Here is a 21,776-nt window from a genome sequence, read left to right on the forward strand (position 1 = left end):
TTTTATATAGTGAATACACTTTTATTTCAGTATGCATATTTTTAAAGATTCATTTTGATTCTTTATATATGTTTAATTTTCTATACTTATTTTTTATACTGAAATAAAAAGAGACAACTAGCGTTTAAAAATTCGATATTTTGCTGGGTTTTTTCTTTATGCAGAAATATCAATTATCGTTAGGTTTCTTTCCTATGCTTTCGTATTCAAACTATATTTCTAGAAATCACGTCTCCCAAACCCCAAGGATATTAAATCCTTGGGGTTTTTTGATTTTTTTAGGAGAGGTGAAGAAAATGACAGATCAAGAATATATGAGGATTGCCCTGCAGTTAGCAGAAGGGACATCAGGACAAACAAGTCCAAATCCTATGGTTGGTGCTGTTGTTGTAAAAGATGGAAACATCGTTGGTATGGGGGCTCATTTACGAGCTGGTGAAGAACACGCAGAAGTTCATGCCCTTCAAATGGCTGGTCAGAACGCCAAAGACGCTACCGTTTATGTAACACTGGAACCGTGTAGCCACTTTGGAAAAACACCACCTTGTTGTGAATTGCTCATCGAAAAAGGAGTTAAGCGTGTTGTAATTGCTACTCTCGATTGTAATCCGCTCGTTTCTGGTAACGGAAAAAGAAGATTAGAGGAAGCTAGAATTGAAGTAACTACCGGTGTTCTTGAAGCAGAAGCAGTTTTATTAAATCGCTACTTTTTTCACTACATGAAAACGAAACGCCCTTTTGTAACAATCAAAACAGCGATGAGCTTAGATGGAAAAACAGCAACTGTAACTGGTGAAAGTAAGTGGATTACAGGTGAAGAAGCACGTGCTGATGTTCACCAATATCGCCATACACATGATGCAATTCTTGTTGGAGTGAATACAGTTATAGCTGATAATCCTCATTTAACAACAAGAATTCTAAATGGGGGAAAACATCCTATTCGCGTTGTTTTAGATACCCATTTACGAACGCCACCATCTTCTCATGTTATAACAGATGGTTTAGCACCGACATGGATTATTGTCGGTAAGGATGTAAAGAAAGAGAAGATATCTTCTTATGAATCTAAAAATATAGCTATATTCCAAATGGAAACGAAGCATATAGAAATCGAGGACCTTCTTTCCTTTCTTGGAGAAAAACAAATTCTTTCTCTATTCGTTGAAGGTGGCCAATCGATTCATGCAAGTTTCTTAAAAACAAACAATTTTAATGAAATTGTAACCTATATAAGCCCGAAATTAATTGGTGGGAAAGATGCTCCTACTTTATTTGGAGGATATGGTTTTTCAAAATTACAAGATGCGCTTTCCTTGAAAATTCAAGAGATGAAACAAATTGGTGATGATATAAAAATCGTTGCGAATGCCCGAAACGAGGTGACGGAATGTTTACAGGAATTGTAGAAGAATTAGGAACGATAGCAAACATGCAACAAAGCGGAGAAGCGATGAAATTAACGATTCATGCAAAGAAAATTTTATCAGATGTTCACTTAGGTGATAGTATCGCGGTTAACGGTATTTGCTTAACTGTAACAAACTTTACAACTACTTCATTTACAGTTGATGCAATGCCTGAAACGATGCAGTCGACATCGCTTCGCATGCTTAAACCCCACTCTAAAGTAAATTTAGAGCGGGCAATGTCTGCAAACGGAAGATTCGGTGGACATTTCGTTTCAGGACATATTGATGGCATCGGAACGATTTTAACTAAAAAACAACATTACAATGCCGTCTATTATAAAATAGCAATTTCTGATGAATTGCTACACTATTGTTTGCATAAAGGGTCCATTGCTGTTGATGGAACGAGTTTAACGATATTTGATATAGACGAAGCTTCCATAACGATTTCACTCATCCCGCACACAGTAAGCGAATCTGTCATTGGAGAAAAAAATGCCGGAGATATCGTAAATATTGAGTGTGACATGATTGGTAAATATATCGAACGCTTTATTACTAAACCTGCAAAACGAGTAGGTTCAATGACCGAAAGTTTTTTACAAGAAAACGGATTTCTATAAGGGGGAAGCACAATGTTTCATCGTATTGAAGAAGCTCTAGAAGATTTAAAACAAGGTAAAGTCGTTATCGTATGTGATGATGAAAACCGAGAAAATGAAGGCGACTTTATTGCTTTAGCAGAGTACATTACATCAGAAACAATTAATTTTATGATTACACATGGCCGTGGTCTCGTTTGTGTACCGATTACGGAAGGGTACGCAGAACGTCTACAATTAGAACCAATGGTATCTCATAATACAGATTCACATCACACTGCGTTTACAGTGAGCATTGACCATGTTTCTACAACAACAGGAATTAGCGCTCACGAACGTGCAACTACGATACAAGAATTGTTAAACCCTGCATCAAAAGGCACTGATTTCAATCGGCCTGGACATATCTTTCCATTAATTGCGAAAGAAGGCGGTGTCCTGCGTCGTGCAGGTCATACAGAAGCTGCTGTTGATTTAGCAAAGCTATGCGGTGCCGAACCAGCTGGAGTTATTTGCGAGATTATAAATGAGGACGGCACGATGGCACGTGTACCTAATTTAATAGAATGCGCAAAACAATTTGATATAAAAATGATTACAATAGAAGATTTAATTGCTTATCGCCGCCATCATGAAACACTTGTGACGAGAGAAGTGGAAATTACATTACCTACAGATTTCGGTACTTTCCAAGCAATTGGCTATTCTAACTCATTAGATACGAAAGAACATATCGCACTTGTAAAAGGTGATATTTCAACAGGTGAACCGGTACTTGTACGTGTTCATTCTGAATGCTTAACAGGAGATGTATTCGGTTCATGCCGCTGTGATTGTGGACCACAACTCCATGCAGCACTTGCTCAAATTGAGCGTGAAGGAAAAGGCGTTCTTCTTTATATGAGACAAGAAGGACGAGGCATTGGGCTTCTTAATAAGCTTCGCGCTTATAAATTACAAGAAGAAGGATTCGATACTGTAGAAGCAAATGAAAAACTTGGCTTCCCTGCTGATCTTCGTGATTACGGTATCGGTGCTCAAATATTAAAAGATTTAGGTTTACAAAGTTTACGATTATTAACGAATAACCCAAGAAAAATTGCTGGCTTACAAGGTTATGATTTAGAAGTAGTCGAGCGTGTACCGTTGCAAATGCCGGCAAAAGAAGAAAATAAATCGTATTTACAAACGAAAGTAAACAAATTAGGACACTTACTAAACTTATAATTAAAGGAGAGATTTATTATGGTATTCGAAGGTCATTTAGTTGGTACAGGATTAAAAGTTGGAGTTGTTGTTGGACGTTTTAATGAATTTATTACAAGTAAGTTACTTGGCGGCGCTTTAGACGGATTAAAGCGTCACGGTGTAGAAGAAAATGATATTGATGTTGCTTGGGTTCCTGGTGCATTTGAAATTCCTTTAATCGCTAAAAAGATGGCGAGTAGCGGAAAGTATGATGCTGTTATTACATTAGGTACTGTAATCCGAGGTGCTACAACTCACTACGATTACGTTTGTAATGAAGTAGCAAAAGGTGTTGCGTCTTTATCACTACAAATGGACATCCCAGTTATTTTCGGCGTATTAACGACAGAAACAATTGAACAAGCGATTGAACGCGCAGGTACGAAAGCTGGTAATAAAGGATATGAATCAGCTGTTGCTGCAATTGAAATGGCTCACTTATCAAAACAATGGGCATAAAAAGAGGCTGCGGCCTCTTTTTATTTTTCCACCTTTTTTTGTACATCTTTTATTAATTCATTCATCGTTTTTCCTTCTGTTTTTATATGAAGAGCTTGTGCTGTTCTCCATACATTCTCTCTTTTTTTCGCTTCTTCTATGATAGTAATTTCTTTTCTAACTTCCTTTAAATCTTTTCCTTCCGTTTTCAATCCAAAATGTTCAGCTTTCGTTCGAAAGTGTTGTTCGATTCTTTGTTGCATCTCTTTTTGTTCAGGATTTTCAGCAGCCTTAACTGGATCAGAACTTATTGCTTTTATTAAAATTAAACAAGTCATAATCGCTAATATGTATTTGTACATGTAAAATCCTCCAACCCAATATAAATTACATATTTACTATGTACAACTAGGGCTTGGAAAATTCGTCCACAAAAATTCTTTTTTTCGTTCAAAAACCAATAGTATCAAGCGTTCACAACTATTTATTACATTTTATTTACAAAAAAAAGCAAACCCTTTTACAAGTTTGCTTTTTCATCTATCTTATAATGCACATTCTTCAATCTCAAATCCTAAATCTGCAATCATACCCCAGTCCGCAGTTGGCTCTTGTCCAGCTGTCGTTAAGTAGTCCCCGACAAAAATAGAATTTGCTGCAAATAGACCGATTGGCTGTACAGAGCGTAAATTGATTTCACGTCCTCCTGAAATACGAATTTCTTTTGTTGGGTTTACAAAACGCATCATTGCCAGTACTTTTAAACATTCTACTGGCGTTAACTCTTTTTGCCCTTCAAGAGGTGTCCCCTTTACAGCAACAAGGAAATTACAAGGGATAGAGTCTGCATCTATACGTTGTAATTCAAATGCAATTTCAGCACGCTCTTCAATTGTTTCTCCCATGCCAAAAATCGCTCCAGAGCATGGTGAAATACCAGCTTGTTTCGCTTTTTGAACTGTATCAACACGATCATCATACGTATGAGTTGAACAAATACTATCGTAATTATTTGCATGTGTATTTAAGTTGTGGTTATAACGATGCACGCCAGCTTCCGCTAAACGTCCTGCTTGATCTTCATTTAAGAAACCTAAACAACAACAAATCTTCAAATCTGTCGTTTCACGAATTTCCTTAACTGCTCCAATTACGTGATTTACCTCTTTATCCGTCGGACGACGACCAGACGCTACAATACAATATGTACCTGCTTTACGGCGTATTGCTTCATGTGCCCCTTCTACAATCTTCTCCTGCGTTAACCATGCATATTTATCAATCGGTGCTTCTGAAATAATAGACTGTGAGCAATATCCACAATCTTCAGGACATAATCCAGATTTCGTATTAATAATCATATTCAATTTTACTTTCTTACCAAAGTGATGATGGCGAATGATGTAAGCTGCATTCATAATTTCTAAAACTTCTGTATCATCAGCTTCTAATATCGCTATTGCATCTTCTTTCGTAATCATCTTCTCTTCCACTACATCGTATGCAAGCTTTTTCCAATCCCTTTTTGTTTGTACTTGTTTCATTTCATCTCTTCCCCTCTTTTGTTATATGCATAAATAAAGCATGATACGTTGCCATTATCCCTTCATTTCCCGTGAAGTCCCTTTCGTATATGCGTAGCATCGCACGAAAGAGTGAGGGACTTTGACAATATGATCCTTCATTGCTATTAGTTGCTCCTACTTTTCGAATAGAATGCAGAAACTCCTTAACTTCTGTAAAACTCTCTATGTAACATGTTTCAGAAACATGCACATCCCCTGTTTCTATCTTGCATATATGAAGCAACTGATCTTTCGAATAAAAACGTTGACCAATCGCTGTTTCATTTTTTATATTTTTTTCTTCTTTCGCACGTTGGAACGAGGCATGCAATTCTTGAAATGTTTCATGTCCAAACGTTGAAAAGAGTAATATCCCATCTATAGACAAATGATGAAATAAATTTCTTAACACTTGTTGTAAATTATTTAACCATTGAAATGTAGCATTTGAAATAATGACATCATATGATTCTTCTAATCGTAATTGCTCAATATCTTCACAGTGAAACGTTACATTTTTTACATTTTGTCTAGTTTGCGCAATCGCAATCATACTTTCAGCAAAATCAACTGCTGTAATATGTGCTTTCGGAAATAACTTTGATAATTGCTCTGTTACATACCCCGTCCCGCACCCCAATTCTAAAATACGTATTGATGCCGTTTCACTATATCGTTCCTTTAAGATTGAAAGTAATGAACGTGCCATCTTTTTTTGTACATTTGCATATCGATCGTAAGATACGGCTGCCCCATTAAACCGTTTTTGTAGTAACGTTTTGTTGATCATGTCGTATCCCCTCTACAAATTGAATTATCTCATTTGCACAATATTCAAAATTCGTTACACATAATGCATGCCCTGCTTCACTTACTACTTTCAGCTCGCTGCTGCTATTCTCCGTCATACTACGTGCCGCAGACAATGGGCATATTACATCCTGTTCTCCGTGAATAAGTAGTATAGGTACTTTAATTTCTTTTAGTTCTTCTCTCATATCTGTTTCTATTAAATAATCCAAACCTAGTTGTAAAGACTGAATAGAATCACCTTTAAAACGGTCTACAATGTCTTCAAAGTTTTTATTCCCTTTTAGCTCATCTTTCGTAAACATATTTTCATAAAACCGCTTGAGCGTATCTTCTTTCCTTCTCAACAAATTCCTTTTCAGCCGTTCTACATGCAAGGCATTCCATCCGTTACTGTAATCGCTCGTATTTGTAAATTTAGCAGTACCACCAATTAATACGATGCCTTTTGCCTTAATCTTTTTATAAGCTTCAACTGCTGCTAACGCTCCTAGTGACCAACCAACTAAAATTACGTTGTCGTTATGCGCTACATCTATAATTCGTTCCACAAATTCACTTCGTTCGTTCATATTACGCCAATCTATGCATTGAACAGGATATCCTTTAAAATACGGAAGTACTAAATCCCAAATATTCTCTTCCATTCCCCATCCGGGGATAAAAATAATCTTTAGATCGTTCATACGAAAAGCTCCTCTTCTTTCGCAATGTGGATAATTCGGTCAATAGCCCATTTTAAATCAGCTATTGTATGTTGCGATGTAACTGCAAAGCGAATTCGAGAACTATGAACCGGCACAGTTGGCGGACGAATTGCAATGGCCGCAATCCCTGCTTCTTGTAACCTTTCACTAAACCGTAAAGCATGTTCATTCGAACCGACTACAATCGGTACAATATGAGTTGAACTATTCCCAATATCAAAACCAGCATCCCTTAATTTAGTTCTGAAGTATTCTCCATTTGCTATAAGGTTCTCTCTTCTTTCGTTATCTTCTTTTACAATTTCAATTGCTTTTTGCACCGCCCCTAACGTACTTGGTGGTAAAGCTGTAGTAAAAATAAAGCTTCTCATCATATTTTGTAAATACTCTATATAAATTTCATCACCTGTCAAATACGCACCATAACACCCTAAAGCCTTGCTAAACGTCCCCATATGTATATCAATTTTTTGAGCAAGATTTTTTTCTATGTGAGATAATCCAGCTCCGCCGATTCCATATATTCCACTCGCATGTGCTTCATCGACTATAATGATTGCTCCGTATTTCTCTTTCAGTTGTACTAAATCTCTCAAATACGCAGTATCACCATCCATACTAAAAACGGTATCTGTTACGATTAATTTCCTCTTTTCAGGCGAAGCCATTTTCAAAAGCTTCTCTAAATGATCCAAATCATTATGACGATACCTTTTATGCTCTGCCCCGCTTAATATGATTCCATCAACAATACTTGCGTGATTTAACTTATCACTAAAAACAATATCTTGCCGAGAGGCTAAAGAAGATATGGCACCTATATTTGCCGTATACCCACTATTTACAATTAAAGCTCTTTCAGTACCTTTCCAGTCACATATGCTTCTCTCAACCTCTTCATATAATGGATGATTTCCTACAACGAGACGAGAGGCAGTCGCTCCAGTTCCATATCTTTTTGTACAGGCAATAGCAGCTTCTTTTAACCTTTCATCTCCAGCTAACCCTAAATAATTATTTGACGCTAAATTTAACATCCTTTTTTTATCTCGAATAAGCCAAGTCTCTTCTGCCTGCTCTGTTACATATAAATTTCGATACTGCCCTTGCTCATGTAATTGTTGTAATTTAGATTGAAGGTGCGCCCGCCACGTTTGATTCATTTTGGATAAACTCCTCTAATTTTGAAATCATAATATGTTCTTTTGCAGATTCCAATACTTCTTCTTTCGTAAACTCACCTTCAAAGAATGGTAATAATCCTAAAACTGGTACCCCGCTCAACTCTTCAATCATCTCTTTATTTTCTTGCACTCTTTCCATTTCACATTCTTTGCAACCTGATAAAATGACACCCGCTACGGTTAGGCCATGCGCCTTTGCGTAAGCAATCGTTAACACTGTATGATTTACTGTTCCTAACGTAGGACGAGCTACTACAATAAGAGGCAACTGTAATTCTTTTGCAAAATCAATTACTAAAGCATCTTCTGTATATGGGACAGCAAGCCCACCTGCTCCTTCTACAAATAAGCTATTAAACTCTTTTAATAGTTCATTATAGTAATCAGTAATTTCTTTTAACTTTACTACTCTTCCAGCTCTTTTCATGGCAAGTCTCGGAGCAAGTGGTTCTTCAATAGAATAAGGGCAAATTTCATTTTCTTGTGTCGGTACACCTGATAATACTTTTAACCTTGCCGCATCTCCCTCAGGGTTTGATGCAACATGCCCACTTTGCAACGGTTTATATACCCCTACGTTATATCCTAATTCTCTAAATACACCTGCTATAGCACCTGCAACTACTGTTTTTCCAACTTCAGTATCAGTTGCTGTTATGAAAAAACCACTCATTATTCTCCCTCCGTAACATCCGAGATTGCCTTATATAAGATGCGTAACATATCATCAATCTCTTCAAAAGTAGAAGCAAGTGGCGGCATAAATACAATCGTGTTACCTAGCGGTCGTAAAATCATACCCAGCTCTCTTGAGCGTTTACATACTTGAACACCGACTCTTTCTTTCCAGTCAAAAGCTTCTTTCGTTTCCTTATTCTTCACAAGCTCGATACCAACCATTAATCCGCACTGACGAATATCACCTACATGTTTATACGCAAAGAGCTTTTCTAATTGTGCTGCCACATAATCCGTTTTACGTGCCACTTCTTCTATTAAATTTGTTTTTTCATATAGTTCTAGATTCGCGATTGCTACGGCACACCCTAACGGATTGCCTGTGTAGCTATGTCCATGGAAAAATGTTTTTTGTTCTTCATATTCTCCTAAGAAGGCATTATATATTTCATCTGTCGTTACCGTAACTGCAATTGGTAAATATCCACCTGTTAAACCTTTACCAGCAGTTAAAATGTCTGGCGTCACATTTTCATGTTCACACGCAAACATTTTCCCTGTACGCCCAAATCCAGTCGCTACCTCATCTGTAATAAATAATACATTGTACTTTGTACATAAATCGCGCAGTCCTTTTAAATATCCTTTTGGCATTGTAATCATTCCGCCAGCACCTTGCATTAATGGCTCTACAATGATGGCAGCTACTTCTTCATGCTTTTCTTTCAACAATTCTTCCATTTCTTCTAAATGGCTTTTTACAATTTCCTCCTTATTATTTCCGTAAGGAGAACGATATGTATATGGATACGGCATTTTAATCGCATCAAATAAGAGCGAACTATACACTTGGTGAAACAAGTCTATTGCTCCTACTGAAACAGCTCCAATTGTATCACCGTGATATGCTTCTTTTAATGTAACGAATCTTTGTTTCTTTGGTTTCCCTTTATGCTGCCAATATTGGAAAGCCATCTTAATTGCAATTTCAACAGCGGTAGAACCTGAATCAGAATAGAATACCTTCTTCAATCCATCTGGTACAACCTCAATAATTTTTTCTGCTAATAAAATAGATGGAACGTTAGCAAGTCCTAACATAGTAGAATGAGCAATTTTATTTAATTGCTCACGAATTGCTTCATCTAATTCCGGTACTTGATGTCCGTGAACATTTAACCATATAGATGAAACACCATCCCAATATTCATTACCATTTACATCGTATAGCTTTCTTCCCTCTCCACGTTCAATAATGACTGGATCTTCTTCTAAATAATCTTTCATTTGTGTAAATGGGTGCCATACGTAAGCTTTATTTTTCTCTGCTAATTCTTCATATGTATAAGATGATTTTTCAATCGTTCTACTATTTATTGTCACAACTGTCACCCCTAATGTTAACTTATTTATAAATACAGTTAACATTAAATCCGAATGACTGTCAATTATTTTAAAATCAAATGGTTCTTAAAAAAGAACAACTTATCATACGATAAGTTGTTCTACTTTCCATGCTGTATCTTTCCAATTTCTAAAATAATTTCTTCATCTTTTTTTCCCTCTGTATCAATTCCAAGTTGCTTAGCGTGCTCAATTAATAAATCATGACGCTCCTCAAACCTAGCGGTATTCACTTCTTTCGTAACCTCTTCTTTTGTTTTCCCCTCAGTAGAAACTCCTAGTTTCTCTGCTGCTTTTTCCATTGATTTCTTCTCTTCTATTTCTTTTACTTTCTTCACTTCTGACTGTTGTATTTGCTTTTGTTTCAACTGCTCTGATTCAGCCGCAAAAGCTGTGTAAATTCCAGCACTTCCTCCAATAACTAATAAAGTGGTAAAAAGAATTATTTTTTTCTTCACTCTTTCCTCCCCCTTTCAAATTCATTATAACGTACATTTTTACAGCATTAAAAACAATTCTCCTTTATTTCCCTAAAAAAATATTTAATATTTTTATTGACATGTAAGATGAAAATATGATAAAAATTTAACTAACATCATATGAATCGGCGTTGATAGGATTTAGTAGTATTTCGATTTCTGATTTCAGAGAGCTGGTGGTCGGTGCGAACCAGTACAGAGCGAATTATGAATTACCCCCTGGAGCTTCTTTTACGAAACGTGAGGAGTAGTGAAAGACGGTTATAGACCGTTATGTCTAAAGAGTGGTGAAACGACACTGTTTCACAATTTAGGGTGGTACCGCGAATTTTTCGTCCCTGCATATATTGCAGGGACGTTTTTTATTTTATAAGCGCATATCATATGACCCTTTATTTTGTGATACATTCATTTCACAAGCTAGGGTGGTACCGCGATTTCTTCGTCCCTGCATAATTATATGCAGGGACGTTTTTTTATCCAATCATTTCCGTATCATATAGAAGGACTAACAATTACCGGTAATTTGTCACAAAATTCTAAAATTTAGAAGGAAATATACAATATTGGCGAATTTTATATAAAAAAGAGCTATTTTACATTACTTAGGAGGGGAAAACAATGGTTTCAAAAATTGAGTCTGTTCTTTTAACAACTTTTATCTTTTTCTGTATTGGTTTTAGTGTTATTCAATTAGAAGTTTCACCACACATCCCAATTTTATTTGGTATCGTTCTTTTATTAGCATTTGGATTCCTGAAGAGAATCTCTTGGTCTACTATGGAGAAAGGGATGATCAGTAGTATTTCAGCTGGTATTCCATCTATATTTATTTTCTTACTTGTAGGCGTATTAATTAGCGTTTGGATCGCAGCTGGAACTATTCCAACTTTAATGGTATATGGCTTCCAACTTGTATCTCCAAAAATTTTCGTTCCAACTGTTTTTGTTGTTTGTGCAATTGTTGGAACGAGTATCGGTAGTGCATTTACAACTGCTGCAACTGTAGGACTTGCCTTTATGGGAATGGGTACTGCCCTTGGATACGATCCAGCTCTTATTGCTGGTGCAATTATTTCTGGTGCATTCTTCGGAGATAAAATGTCTCCTTTATCTGATACAACAAACTTAGCGCCTGCTGTAACGGGTGTAGATTTATTTGAACATATTCGTAACATGCTTTGGACAACAGTACCAGCTTTCATTATTGCTTTTATCGCATTTTTCATTTTAGGAAGCGGATCTGGTGGAAACGTTGATTTCTCAGCATTTATTAACACACTAGAAAAAAATGCAACGATTTCTATCGTTACGCTGATTCCCATTTTATTACTGTTCCTATTCGCATTTAAAAAGGTACCCGCAGTTCCAACATTACTTGCAGGAATTGTGGTAGGGATTATTATTCTCTTTATTTTTAAACCTAGCACTTCTTTAGCGGATTTAATGAAAATTATGCAAGACGGATACGTTTCTAAAACTGGTATTAAAGATATTGATAGCTTATTATCTCGCGGTGGTCTGCAAAGTATGATGATGTCAATCGCTCTTATTTTCCTAGCTCTGTGTATGGGAGGATTATTACAAGGAATGGGCATTATAGCGCAGCTGATGAATATTATCTCTAGCTTCGTAAAAAATAGCACACGCTTAATTATTTCTACTGCTTCAACTGCAATTGGTGTAAACTTCTTACTCGGTGAGCAGTACTTATCCATCGTTTTAACAGGACAAGCATTTGCTAATAAATACGATGAAGTCGGTTTAGAGCGTCGTAATTTATCACGAGTATTAGAAGATGCTGGTACAGTAATTAATCCACTCGTACCATGGGGTGTCAGTGGCGTATTCTTAACAAACGTTCTTAGCGTTCCAACATTCGATTACCTGCCATACGCAATCTTCTGTTTAGCTTGTCCAGTCGTAACCATTATCGTCGGCTTTACTGGATTCGGTCTTTCATGGAAAAAAGAAAAAGCAGTACCAGTTTCATAATATAACAAAAAGGATTACCAAATCGGTAATCCTTTTTATATTTCTCGACTATCTATTCGCTTTCTTTCTTCTAAATAACATAAGTAATCCCGCTCCAACAAACGCAAGACCAGCTCCAATTGTAGAAGCAATACTTGCACCTGTTTTCGGTAAATCACGTTCATCTTTTTCAGCTTCTTTATTTTCACTTACAGTTGTTGTTGTTTCTTTTGTATTTTGATCATCTGTTGTAGTTTGTCCAGATCCGGTATTATTTCCATCTTGCTTTGGTTCATTACCATTATTACCTTCTTCTGTTGGTGGTGTTGGGTTTTCTCCATCACCTTTTGGTGGTGTTGTTGGGTTTTCTCCATCACCTTTTGGTGGTATTGTTGGGTTTTCTCCATCACCTTTTGGTGGTATTGTTGGGTTTTCTCCATCACCTTTTGGTGGTATTGTTGGGTTTTCTCCACCAGTTTCTTTATCATCATTCTTCTTCGTTATATCAATTGCATATTTAGCAAATTCATTTTCAGATGGTCCAACATATGATATGTTCCCATCTTTCTTTATATACTTTTGTGCATTTGGTGAAGAATCAAATGTTGTATTTAATTTATCTGCAACAATCGGTTTAAACGTCCAATTTTGATCAGCTGCTGGATCAATATTTTTTATTTTTTGCATATACTTCACAATGATTTGACGTGTTTCATCTTGTGATTGGTATACAACTTCCCCTTCACTTACACCTGGGAACGTTTGACTACTTCCACGATAGTTATTTGTAGCGACGATGAACTTTTGATCATCAGCTACTGGCTTACCTTCATATGTCATATTTACAATACGATTCGTATTTGCATTTACAATTTTTCCATCTTTATCGTATTTCGCCGGTTGTGTTACATCAATTTCGTATTTTAAGCCATCTAAAATATCAAAGTTATATGTAGGATAGCCTATATTTACTAACGGTTGTTCTTCTGTTTTCTTTTCTGGATAAATTTGATTAAACTGACCTGCAGACATTTCAAGCCATTCTTTCACTTGTGCCCCATTTACTTTTACAGCATATAACGTATTTGGATATACGTATAAATCTGCAACGTTTTTAATCGCTAACGTTCCAGCTGGAATATCCGTATAATATGTAGCACCGTTTCGGCCACCTGCTTTAAATGGTGCGCCTGCAGATAAAACCGGAATATCTTTAATCTTTTCGTACTCTGGTTTTTTAAGTTCTTGTTCTACATACCATTTTTGTGCATTTGTCACAATTTGTACGGAAGGATCATCTTGTACTAATGAAAAATAACTATTAATTGGTGCTTTCGTTTCACCTACAGGTGTATTTACATAGTCGATTGTCGCTTGATGCTCATCTTTAATTTCATTAACTAATTTTTGATCAGATTCTACTAATGGGGTACCTTTACTATTAGCAATCGGGCGAAGTTGTGGCTTAGATTGATCTTTTTGTACTTCCCATGTTCCGTTTACCTTTTTCAATTGCATATCAATAATACCTAAGTTACTACCAAAAACACCAGGCATTACAACTGGAACACCATTAAATACATCCTCCACTTCAGTATGTGAATGTCCCATTAATACTGCATCTACGCCAGGAACTTGTGTTGCTAAATGATATGATGCATTTTCCATTTTATTCACTTCTTTATATTCGCTCTTATCGACGCCTGAATGAGCCAATGCAACGATAATATCCGCACCCTCATTTTGCATTTTTTTCACCATTATTCTTGCTGTTGCGACGATGTCTTTCGCTTTTACTTTTCCTTCTAAGTTCGCTTTATCCCAGTTCATGATTTGTGGTGGAACAAATCCCATTACACCAATTTTCACTATTTGTTTTTGGCCTGCTTCATCCACTACTTCTTTCTTTAAAATATGATATGGTTTAAAATAATTTTCATCGTTCTCTTCCTTATCATCATGGTCAACTTTATATACATTCGAGTTAATAACCGGGAAATCCGTTTTTTCAATCACTTTGTTTAAATAATCTAAACCGTAGTTAAATTCATGATTCCCAAGAGAGATGACGTCATACTTCATTAAATTCATTACACGATATAATGGATGTGTATAACTAGGATCCACACGATTCTTCGGATCTTTTATTTTATTCGCTACGTAATCCCCAAGCGGTGTCCCTTGTAATGCATCCCCATCATCAAATAGGACAGAGTTTTTCACTTCTTCACGTGCTTTATTAACGAGTGTTGCCGTTTGTACAAGTCCTACTTTATTATCTGTTTTCGTTTGATAATAATCGTAATTCATTAAGTTAACGTGAATATCTGATGTTTCTAGAATTCGTAAGTTAACTGTACTCTCCCCAGTGTTCTCATCTGCATGAGCTGTTGCTGGCATTACTTGCGGCGCTATAACACCAATCGCAAGAGTTGCTCCAGCTAGCATTTTTTTTGACTTTTTCACAAAAAATCCCCCTTATACAATTACCAAAAATAATGAAATCAATCCCTATCTGTCTCTAACCACATACCTTTTTTCTTCTATTAGAGACACAATTTTCATTTCACCCTGCGCTAACGAGTAGTCCCCTTAAACGCCCGATTGATGAAGACCATTAATTAATCGGAAATAAAGCTCCCACTAATTAAAGTTTCACCTTATCTGACATTATCATATATAAAGTTCTTTCCTATCGTCAATATTTTTTGACAAACTTCAACAAATTTTCTGTAAAGTTATTATAAACTTTTCATAAACATATAATATGCCCTTACATTGCTAATACTGCTGAATATGATACAATTACCAATTACAAGGAGGATGAATTTATGAAAAAAGTCATCTTAACAATTGTTTGTCTCCTCCTTCTGATCATTTCTTATTCTTATTTTGAAAAGAACGACGAGACAAAACAAAATGAATCTGAAGAAAAAACAGAAAAAACATCTGCCCCAAATTGGATTGATAAGCAAACAAACGAATCTTTTTATCATCTTGTATTAGGTGATTCACTCGCTAAAGGATATGGATCGACACAAGGTGGATTTGCTGAATTAGCTTCTAAGCAAATAGAAGCACAAATTCATAAACCAATTACAGTAGAAAACCTTGGGGTAAACGGTCTTACAACAGATCGTCTCGCTAAAAAAGTTCAATCAGAAGATGTAAAGGAAAAAATTAGAGCAGCAAATATAATTACAATTAATATTGGAGGAAATAATTTATTTCGTTTAAATCGTGATGTTGGTGTTATAGATGGTATAAAAATGTTAAATAAAGAAAAAGCCCATTTTGAAGCGGATATAAAAAGTATTGTAAAGACAGTTCGAGATCAAAATCCGGATGCTTTACTCATTCTCTCAGAACTCTATAACCCGTTACAACTCGATGACTCCATCGCAAGTTATGCAGATATGTTTTTAGATGGCTGGAATGAATCTGTTTATTCCATTTCCAAAGCAAATCAACCATCTATCGTTTTACCAATTCGTAAATTAATATCGAATGATAAAAAAGAGTTATTATTTGACCAAGTACACCCAAATGATAACGGCTATGCGATTATTGCCAATACATTTACAAAGCAAGTGTTATCCTACAAATATTAAAGCGACCATGAAACAATTCTATTTTTATAACATGTCTTTTTTGTTACAATGATAGTGGAAGGGGGCCTTTATATGGAATCACGCGAGTGGGAACGTATTGTTGATCATCTTCTTTCGCTAGTGCCTCTTTTTTATCGCAAATTTATGCTTCCTGGAGAATTTTCTTCTCAAAGACATATGCCGCCATCACATACACAAGTATTACTGCTTTTGCATGAAAACGGCACATTAGCAGTTTCCGAAATCGGCAAGCGGCTAGCGATTTCACGGCCTAACATGACACCTCTATTAAACAAACTTATTCAAGAAGAACTAATAGAGCGTCATTATAGCGAAAAAGATCGACGGGTCATTTTAATTTCCCTAACAGCTGAAGGGAAATTATTAGTAAATCAGTATCAGCAATTCATTTTAGACAAACTAAAAGAAAATTTCCAAACATTATCTGAGGAAGAGCGCGAAAAGCTCATTCATTCTCTTCAAACCATTCAAAATTTAATTTTGAAAACAAACGTATAAAGCTGCTTCTAAATAGAAGCAGCTTTATGATTCGTAATAGTTACCATAGTACACATTGGAATATGGCCATGTTGTTAAATATGGTTTTTTTTCCTGTGTAGGCTGTTGTTGTGGTATTTGTGGTATTTGTGGTATTTGTGGTATTTGGGATAATTGCTGTAATTGTTGTTGCCGATATAATTCGTATTGTCTACTCGTATCATAAACCGGATAATAATTTACATATGGATATACTTGAGGTACGTAATAATAATACATTATCCTCTCCTCCTTTTTCTTAAACATATTCAAAGGAGAAAATGGATGTGACATTGTTTATAATTGTACAAGTGGTTCTCTCACTCGTTTCTTCCTTTTCTTCAAGCGTAACTTACGGTTCTTTTCGTATAAATAATGCACAACGAAATACGAAATGAGACCAAACACAACTCCTAAAATCGTCATTCCAATTAATACATACACTTCACTTTGTAATAAGCTCTTTAATATCGTAAAAATGTGACTTGAAAACAAGTCTGATATCTTAAATGGTTCATGATGAATTTTCTGTACATGAAATGGATAAATCATTTTTCCTAGCGCATACGCAAGCGGAAATAAAAATACTGGGAGAAACGATATTTTCCCAATAATATTGCCAATAACTGCCGCAGGAAAAGATCCCTTTGCTAACCTGACGATTGGATAAAATATTACATATACGAGCGATGCCGTATAAATGACTAACATTTCTAAGCCGAATCCTATAGCAAACCCTAACGATACTTTCTTTGCGCCTTCTGGCGATCGAAGCAACTTATAATATTGAAACTTTAATATTCTCCACATCCGCTGAAAAAACGAATATGTTTTCTTAGTTGTTTTCACCCTCATCATCTCTTTAACTATATTTTTATATGTAGTATGTCCTTACACACTCTGAAAAACAAATTTAGTTTTCTCTTTTATTATAAATGATATCGAAATGGTTAACCAAATATACATCCGACATTTTAATATAAAAAAACCTCCCTTTTAGGAAGGCTCTTCTACATTTTTAAATAAACTCACTAATAACGCTTTTTGAGCATGCAATCGATTACCAGCTTGCTCAAAGACGATAGAATGTGGTCCATCTATAATTTCTCCTGTTACTTCTTCTTCACGATGGGCAGGTAAACAGTGTAAGAAACGATATGTTTGCTTCGCATGCTTAACAAGTTCGTTATTGATTTGGTATGGCTGAAATAAAGTATATTTCTCTTCTTCGCCCTCTTGCCCCATGCTCATCCAAACGTCAGTATAAATGAAATCTGCTTCATTCACCGCTAATTCAGGATCATGCAAAACTTCAATTTCAGCTCCTGTTTCCTTGGCAATCGCTAACGCTTTTTTTACAATCTCTTCATTCGGTTCATATCCTACAGGCGTTGCAACAGTCATATGCATTCCGACTTTTGCACTCGCTAGCAACAATGAATGACATACATTATTTCCGTCACCTACGTAAGCCAATTTTATTCCTTTAAATGTATTTGTTTCTTCATATATCGTCATGAGGTCTGCCAATGCTTGACAAGGATGATGATCATCCGTTAAACCGTTAATAACAGGAATACTCGATTCTTTTGCAAGCTCTTCTACATCCGCGTGTGAGAATGTACGTATCATGATCCCGTCAATATACTGCGATAATACTTTCGCAGTATCTGAAACGCTTTCTCCTCTTCCCATTTGCATCTCTTTCCCACTTAAAAACATACCATGTCCCCCGAGTTGTACCATTCCCGCTTCAAAAGATACACGAGTACGAGTTGAATGCTTATCAAAAATAAGCCCTAATATTTTGCCTTGTAATAAAGGCTCTTGCTTATTCTTTTTTAAATATATAGCGAACTCAATTAACGAAATAATTTCTTCTTTCGTTAATTCTTCTAATGTTAAAAGATCTTTCGTATTTAATTTCGGTACTTGTACAGTTGACATGAAACTTCCCCCTTATATGATTGATACGTTTTTTGTACAAACTACTTTTTTTATTATATATACTGCCTGTTCTAACTCTTCATTCGTAACAATGAGTGGCGGTAATAGTCTTATAACATTAGGCCCTGCTTGTAATACGAGAAGTCCTTCGTTTTCTAGTTGTTCTATAAAATTTGCAACTTCATGCTTACACTCAATCCCAATCATAAGCCCCTTACCACGTATATTTTGAATACATTCGACATGTTGTAATTCCTCTTGCAACTTCTCTAATACGTACTCGCCTTTTTCTTGTACTTCTTTTAAAAACGATGGTCTTTTACTTACTTGCAATACTTCTTTCGCTGCAGCCATCGCGATGTAATTCCCGCCAAAAGTTGAACCGTGCGATCCTGCAGTAAACGACGTTCCGAGCTCTTTCCGGCCAATCATCGCTCCGACAGGAACCCCATTCCCAAGTGCCTTTGCCACGGTAACGATATCAGGATCTATTCCCACTTGTTCATAAGCGAATAGTGTTCCAGTTCTTCCTATCCCTGTTTGAACTTCGTCTATAATAAATAAGGAACCGAACTTATTACATAATGTTTCAATCTCTTTCAAAAAAGGTAGATCAGCAGGTATTACTCCTCCCTCTCCTTGAACAACTTCTACCATTACCGCCGCAACTTCTTCATTCATTACTTCCTCTAATGCTTTAATATCGTTAAAAGGGATATGTAAAAAAGATGGAAGTAATGGACCAAATCCTTCTTTTACCTTATCTTGGCCCGTTGCACTCATCGTTCCAAATGTTCTACCGTGAAAAGACTGCTGGCATGTTACGACGAGAGATTTTCCAGTATGCTTACGTGCTAACTTTAAAGCCGCTTCATTTGCCTCTGCCCCACTATTACAGAAAAACACATAATCTAATGCTCTATTTTCTGTTAATAATGACGCAACTTCTTCTTGCAAGCTGTTTGTAAACAGGTTAGATATATGCCATATATCATCAAGTTGCTCTTGTACACCTTTGAGAACAGTAGGGTGACAATGTCCTAAATTACATACGCCAATTCCTGATGTGAAATCTAAATATTCCTTACCGTTATTATCAATAACTTTCGTTCCAGTTCCATTTACAAACTCAATAGTTCTTCTGCCATACGTTTGAAAAAGATGACTCGTCATGCAATACTCACACCTTTCGTTACCGTCGTTCCAATACACTCTCCCGTAACCTCAGTAAAATCTTTTGTACCATTCACAATACTTATCTTTTGCACTCCCATTTTCAATGAAACTAGCGCCGCCTGTACTTTCGGAATCATCCCGCCTGTAATAACTCCTTTTTCTATAAGAGTTGTAATTTCAGATTCATCCGTTTCCTTTACCAAATTCCCTTCATGTAATATTCCATCTACATCCGTAATAAAAACAAGCTCTTTTGCCCCTAACGCGGCCGCAATCCCAGCCGCAGCATTGTCCGCATTTATGTTATAAATTTCATTACCATTTACCCCGATTGGAGCAATAACAGGAATATACTCCATATTTATTAATCCTTTTAATAAGGCTGTTTCTACATAACTTACTTCCCCCACATATCCTATCTCTTCGCTGACAGGTTGAACTTGAAGTAAATTGCCGTCACACCCTGAACAACCTACAGCAAGTAAATTATGCTTTTGTAAATTCATTACGAGTTTTTTATTCGTACTTCCGCATAGCACCATTTGAACAACATCCATAACTTCTTTTGGTGTTACGCGTAATCCATCTCTTTTTTCTACGTTGATGTTACAATCTTTTAATTTGGCATCAATTTCTGGCCCACCACCATGGACAATCACTACTTTATACTTCTGCTGTAATTTCTTTATACAATCAAAAAACACACCATTTAATTGATTCAACATACTACCGCCGCATTTCACTACAATATAATCGCTCATCTTCCCTCTCCTTATGTACGATAACAAGCGTTTATTTTCACATATTCATAGCTTAAGTCACAGCCCCAAGCTGATCCTGTCTCTTCACCTAAATGTAAATACACATTAATGACTATTTCATCTTCTTGTAATCTCTCTTTCATTTCTTCTTCAGAAAATGTTTGAGGCTCACTATTTTTTAATACCGATATAGATTGAAGAGTAATGTCAATTGTATTCGGATTAATAGCTACTTCACTTTGTCCAATACTGCTAATAATTCGCCCCCAGTTTGGGTCTTCACCATGTATTGCTGTTTTCACAAGACTCGAACCGACTATTTGCTTTGCAATTTTTTTTGCCTCTTCATTCGTTTGAGCTCCTAGCACATTTACTTCTATTAACTTCGTAGCGCCTTCACCATCTTGCGCAATTTTTTTCGCTAAATCTTCACATACCTTCTGTAAAGTACCTACGAAAGTTTCCCAATCTGTATGTTCCATATTTATCGGCCTTGTTTCTGATAATCCACTTGCCATAACGATGACCATATCATTCGTAGAAGTATCTCCATCTACCGTGATTTGATTAAATGTATGATTCGTTATTTGTGATAACGCTGTTTGCAATACGTCATGCTCTATATGAGCATCTGTCGTAATAAAACTAAGCATCGTTGCCATATTCGGATGAATCATCCCTGAACCTTTTGCAACACCCGCAATCGCCACTTTCTTCCCATCAATAATCATTTCATAGCAAGTTTCTTTCGTTATAAGATCCGTCGTTAAAATTGCTTCCGAAAAAGAATATGCTTCACTTTCTTCCTTCGTCGGTATAAGAGTTGCAACTCCCTTTCGGATTATATCCATCGGCAGTGGAACACCAATTACACCTGTTGAAGCTACTGCAACGTAATTTTCTTTCATCCCAAAATGTTCCGCCCCTAATGCGCGCATCTCGTATGCGTCTTGTAATCCTTTCATTCCAGTACAAGCATTTGCATTTCCACTATTAACGATAATTGCTTGTAACTTCCCTTCTGCCGTTATACTATCCTTCGTTACTTGCAAAGGAGCTGCTTGTATTTGATTCGTTGTATACACAGCGGCACATGATGCTGGTACATCACAAACGATGGCACCTAAATCCTTTTTCTCCTTTTTTAAACCATTTGCAGTACCAATTGCCGAAAAGCCTTTCGGCGTTACAATTGAACCATTTTCTAATTTTGTAATAGACGCTACTTTAATCATCATGTCCC

General features: G+C 36.2%; 22 protein-coding genes and 1 other annotated feature. Of the genes, 7 read left to right on the forward strand and 15 right to left on the reverse strand.

What is annotated here, in order from left to right; genetic code table 11:
• Window positions 1-296 precede the first annotated feature (296 nt).
• From ribD to ribH, 4 genes are read left to right on the forward strand one after another with little or no spacing between them, the layout of a single operon-like run.
• Window positions 297-1,409: a bifunctional diaminohydroxyphosphoribosylaminopyrimidine deaminase/5-amino-6-(5-phosphoribosylamino)uracil reductase RibD gene (ribD, locus tag MHI26_RS21195; RefSeq protein WP_061666323.1), complete on the forward strand. Its 1,113-nt coding sequence runs from the start codon at window positions 297-299 to the stop codon at window positions 1,407-1,409.
• Entirely contained in the window at window positions 1,391-2,035 is a 645-nt protein-coding gene (gene ribE / locus MHI26_RS21200; protein ID WP_000493902.1) for a riboflavin synthase, read from the forward strand. The genes ribD and ribE overlap by 19 nt, the downstream gene beginning before the upstream one ends.
• Window positions 2,036-2,047: 12 nt before the next feature.
• On the forward strand, window positions 2,048-3,241 hold the full coding sequence (gene ribBA / locus MHI26_RS21205; protein WP_061666322.1) for a bifunctional 3,4-dihydroxy-2-butanone 4-phosphate synthase/GTP cyclohydrolase II: 1,194 nt from the start codon (window positions 2,048-2,050) through the stop codon (window positions 3,239-3,241).
• 18 nt (window positions 3,242-3,259) lie between these two features.
• Window positions 3,260-3,721: a 6,7-dimethyl-8-ribityllumazine synthase gene (ribH, locus tag MHI26_RS21210; RefSeq protein WP_000230895.1), complete on the forward strand. Its 462-nt coding sequence runs from the start codon at window positions 3,260-3,262 to the stop codon at window positions 3,719-3,721.
• Window positions 3,722-3,741: 20 nt separating this feature from the next.
• Here the strand turns inward: ribH and MHI26_RS21215 are convergent, their stop codons facing one another.
• From MHI26_RS21215 to MHI26_RS21250, 8 genes are all read right to left on the reverse strand, one after another.
• Complete coding sequence (locus MHI26_RS21215; protein ID WP_061666321.1) at window positions 3,742-4,062, reverse strand: hypothetical protein; 321 nt, start codon at window positions 4,060-4,062, stop codon at window positions 3,742-3,744.
• 183 nt (window positions 4,063-4,245) lie between these two features.
• Window positions 4,246-5,244 carry a biotin synthase gene (gene bioB / locus MHI26_RS21220; RefSeq protein ID WP_000815856.1) on the reverse strand — a complete coding sequence of 333 codons (999 nt, stop codon included), beginning with the start codon at window positions 5,242-5,244 and terminating at the stop codon, window positions 4,246-4,248.
• 1 nt (window position 5,245) lies between these two features.
• Window positions 5,246-6,055, reverse strand: a complete 810-nt coding sequence (gene bioC / locus MHI26_RS21225; protein WP_061666320.1) for a malonyl-ACP O-methyltransferase BioC — start codon at window positions 6,053-6,055, stop codon at window positions 5,246-5,248.
• A complete protein-coding gene (locus MHI26_RS21230; RefSeq protein ID WP_061666319.1) occupies window positions 6,021-6,761 on the reverse strand; it encodes an alpha/beta fold hydrolase in 741 nt (246 codons plus the stop codon). Before MHI26_RS21230 ends, bioC begins: the two co-directional genes overlap by 35 nt.
• Window positions 6,758-7,945 (reverse strand): 8-amino-7-oxononanoate synthase, encoded by a 1,188-nt coding sequence (gene bioF / locus MHI26_RS21235; protein ID WP_001077299.1) that lies wholly within the window; start codon window positions 7,943-7,945, stop codon window positions 6,758-6,760. The genes MHI26_RS21230 and bioF overlap by 4 nt, the downstream gene beginning before the upstream one ends.
• The gene (gene bioD, locus MHI26_RS21240) at window positions 7,911-8,639 is read right to left on the reverse strand and encodes a dethiobiotin synthase (protein WP_000012477.1); all 729 of its coding nucleotides are present in this window, start codon (window positions 8,637-8,639) and stop codon (window positions 7,911-7,913) included. Before bioD ends, bioF begins: the two co-directional genes overlap by 35 nt.
• Complete coding sequence (bioA, locus tag MHI26_RS21245) at window positions 8,639-10,072, reverse strand: adenosylmethionine--8-amino-7-oxononanoate transaminase (protein WP_061666318.1); 1,434 nt, start codon at window positions 10,070-10,072, stop codon at window positions 8,639-8,641. The genes bioD and bioA overlap by 1 nt, the downstream gene beginning before the upstream one ends.
• Window positions 10,073-10,149: 77 nt before the next feature.
• Entirely contained in the window at window positions 10,150-10,506 is a 357-nt protein-coding gene (locus MHI26_RS21250) for a hypothetical protein (protein ID WP_061666317.1), read from the reverse strand.
• Window positions 10,507-10,649: 143 nt separating this feature from the next.
• Window positions 10,650-10,870: a binding site (T-box leader), on the forward strand.
• Window positions 10,871-11,148: 278 nt separating this feature from the next.
• On the opposite strand from MHI26_RS21250, the gene nhaC reads away from it, so the two are divergent.
• Window positions 11,149-12,522, forward strand: a complete 1,374-nt coding sequence (gene nhaC, locus MHI26_RS21255) for a Na+/H+ antiporter NhaC (protein ID WP_061666316.1) — start codon at window positions 11,149-11,151, stop codon at window positions 12,520-12,522.
• A gap of 48 nt (window positions 12,523-12,570) precedes the next feature.
• Here nhaC and cpdB read toward each other — a convergent pair whose 3' ends face one another.
• Window positions 12,571-14,967, reverse strand: coding sequence for a bifunctional 2',3'-cyclic-nucleotide 2'-phosphodiesterase/3'-nucleotidase (gene cpdB / locus MHI26_RS21260; protein WP_151547408.1), 2,397 nt, complete (start codon window positions 14,965-14,967; stop codon window positions 12,571-12,573).
• A 365-nt stretch (window positions 14,968-15,332) separates the two neighbouring features.
• Between cpdB and MHI26_RS21265 the strand changes: the two genes are divergently transcribed.
• Both MHI26_RS21265 and MHI26_RS21270 read left to right on the forward strand, forming a co-directional pair.
• Window positions 15,333-16,112: a GDSL-type esterase/lipase family protein gene (locus tag MHI26_RS21265; protein WP_000755850.1), complete on the forward strand. Its 780-nt coding sequence runs from the start codon at window positions 15,333-15,335 to the stop codon at window positions 16,110-16,112.
• 72 nt (window positions 16,113-16,184) lie between these two features.
• Window positions 16,185-16,631 (forward strand): MarR family winged helix-turn-helix transcriptional regulator, encoded by a 447-nt coding sequence (locus MHI26_RS21270; RefSeq protein ID WP_000445819.1) that lies wholly within the window; start codon window positions 16,185-16,187, stop codon window positions 16,629-16,631.
• 24 nt (window positions 16,632-16,655) lie between these two features.
• Here the strand turns inward: MHI26_RS21270 and MHI26_RS21275 are convergent, their stop codons facing one another.
• From MHI26_RS21275 to argJ, 6 genes are all read right to left on the reverse strand, one after another.
• Window positions 16,656-16,889, reverse strand: a complete 234-nt coding sequence (locus tag MHI26_RS21275) for a hypothetical protein (protein ID WP_000291954.1) — start codon at window positions 16,887-16,889, stop codon at window positions 16,656-16,658.
• A gap of 57 nt (window positions 16,890-16,946) precedes the next feature.
• Entirely contained in the window at window positions 16,947-17,507 is a 561-nt protein-coding gene (locus MHI26_RS21280; protein ID WP_002026296.1) for a DUF2062 domain-containing protein, read from the reverse strand.
• A gap of 138 nt (window positions 17,508-17,645) precedes the next feature.
• Window positions 17,646-18,596 carry an ornithine carbamoyltransferase gene (gene argF / locus MHI26_RS21285; protein WP_061666314.1) on the reverse strand — a complete coding sequence of 317 codons (951 nt, stop codon included), beginning with the start codon at window positions 18,594-18,596 and terminating at the stop codon, window positions 17,646-17,648.
• A gap of 12 nt (window positions 18,597-18,608) precedes the next feature.
• Entirely contained in the window at window positions 18,609-19,769 is a 1,161-nt protein-coding gene (locus MHI26_RS21290) for an acetylornithine transaminase (protein ID WP_000200564.1), read from the reverse strand.
• Window positions 19,766-20,533, reverse strand: a complete 768-nt coding sequence (gene argB, locus MHI26_RS21295; protein WP_001286798.1) for an acetylglutamate kinase — start codon at window positions 20,531-20,533, stop codon at window positions 19,766-19,768. The genes MHI26_RS21290 and argB overlap by 4 nt, the downstream gene beginning before the upstream one ends.
• Before the next feature lie 11 nt (window positions 20,534-20,544).
• Window positions 20,545-21,768 carry a bifunctional glutamate N-acetyltransferase/amino-acid acetyltransferase ArgJ gene (argJ, locus tag MHI26_RS21300; RefSeq protein ID WP_000598388.1) on the reverse strand — a complete coding sequence of 408 codons (1,224 nt, stop codon included), beginning with the start codon at window positions 21,766-21,768 and terminating at the stop codon, window positions 20,545-20,547.
• Window positions 21,769-21,776: the final 8 nt, after the last annotated feature.

The sequence above is a fragment of the Bacillus sp. FSL K6-1218 genome, assembly GCF_038006445.1.
In the GTDB taxonomy this organism is placed as follows: Bacteria; Bacillota; Bacilli; order Bacillales; family Bacillaceae_G; genus Bacillus_A; species Bacillus_A thuringiensis_S.

Coding starts and splice junctions, on each gene's coding strand:
- ribD (WP_061666323.1), top strand. CDS start 297: ATGACAGATCAAGAATATATGAGGATTGCCCTGCAGTTAGCAGAAGGG.
- ribE (WP_000493902.1), top strand. CDS start 1,391: ATGTTTACAGGAATTGTAGAAGAATTAGGAACGATAGCAAACATGCAA.
- ribBA (WP_061666322.1), top strand. CDS start 2,048: ATGTTTCATCGTATTGAAGAAGCTCTAGAAGATTTAAAACAAGGTAAA.
- ribH (WP_000230895.1), top strand. CDS start 3,260: ATGGTATTCGAAGGTCATTTAGTTGGTACAGGATTAAAAGTTGGAGTT.
- MHI26_RS21215 (WP_061666321.1), bottom strand. CDS start 4,062: ATGTACAAATACATATTAGCGATTATGACTTGTTTAATTTTAATAAAA.
- bioB (WP_000815856.1), bottom strand. CDS start 5,244: ATGAAACAAGTACAAACAAAAAGGGATTGGAAAAAGCTTGCATACGAT.
- bioC (WP_061666320.1), bottom strand. CDS start 6,055: ATGATCAACAAAACGTTACTACAAAAACGGTTTAATGGGGCAGCCGTA.
- MHI26_RS21230 (WP_061666319.1), bottom strand. CDS start 6,761: ATGAACGATCTAAAGATTATTTTTATCCCCGGATGGGGAATGGAAGAG.
- bioF (WP_001077299.1), bottom strand. CDS start 7,945: ATGAATCAAACGTGGCGGGCGCACCTTCAATCTAAATTACAACAATTA.
- bioD (WP_000012477.1), bottom strand. CDS start 8,639: ATGAGTGGTTTTTTCATAACAGCAACTGATACTGAAGTTGGAAAAACA.
- bioA (WP_061666318.1), bottom strand. CDS start 10,072: ATGTTAACTGTATTTATAAATAAGTTAACATTAGGGGTGACAGTTGTG.
- nhaC (WP_061666316.1), top strand. CDS start 11,149: ATGGTTTCAAAAATTGAGTCTGTTCTTTTAACAACTTTTATCTTTTTC.
- MHI26_RS21265 (WP_000755850.1), top strand. CDS start 15,333: ATGAAAAAAGTCATCTTAACAATTGTTTGTCTCCTCCTTCTGATCATT.
- MHI26_RS21270 (WP_000445819.1), top strand. CDS start 16,185: ATGGAATCACGCGAGTGGGAACGTATTGTTGATCATCTTCTTTCGCTA.
- MHI26_RS21275 (WP_000291954.1), bottom strand. CDS start 16,889: ATGTATTATTATTACGTACCTCAAGTATATCCATATGTAAATTATTAT.
- MHI26_RS21280 (WP_002026296.1), bottom strand. CDS start 17,507: ATGATGAGGGTGAAAACAACTAAGAAAACATATTCGTTTTTTCAGCGG.
- argF (WP_061666314.1), bottom strand. CDS start 18,596: ATGTCAACTGTACAAGTACCGAAATTAAATACGAAAGATCTTTTAACA.
- MHI26_RS21290 (WP_000200564.1), bottom strand. CDS start 19,769: ATGACGAGTCATCTTTTTCAAACGTATGGCAGAAGAACTATTGAGTTT.
- argB (WP_001286798.1), bottom strand. CDS start 20,533: ATGAGCGATTATATTGTAGTGAAATGCGGCGGTAGTATGTTGAATCAA.
- argJ (WP_000598388.1), bottom strand. CDS start 21,768: ATGATTAAAGTAGCGTCTATTACAAAATTAGAAAATGGTTCAATTGTA.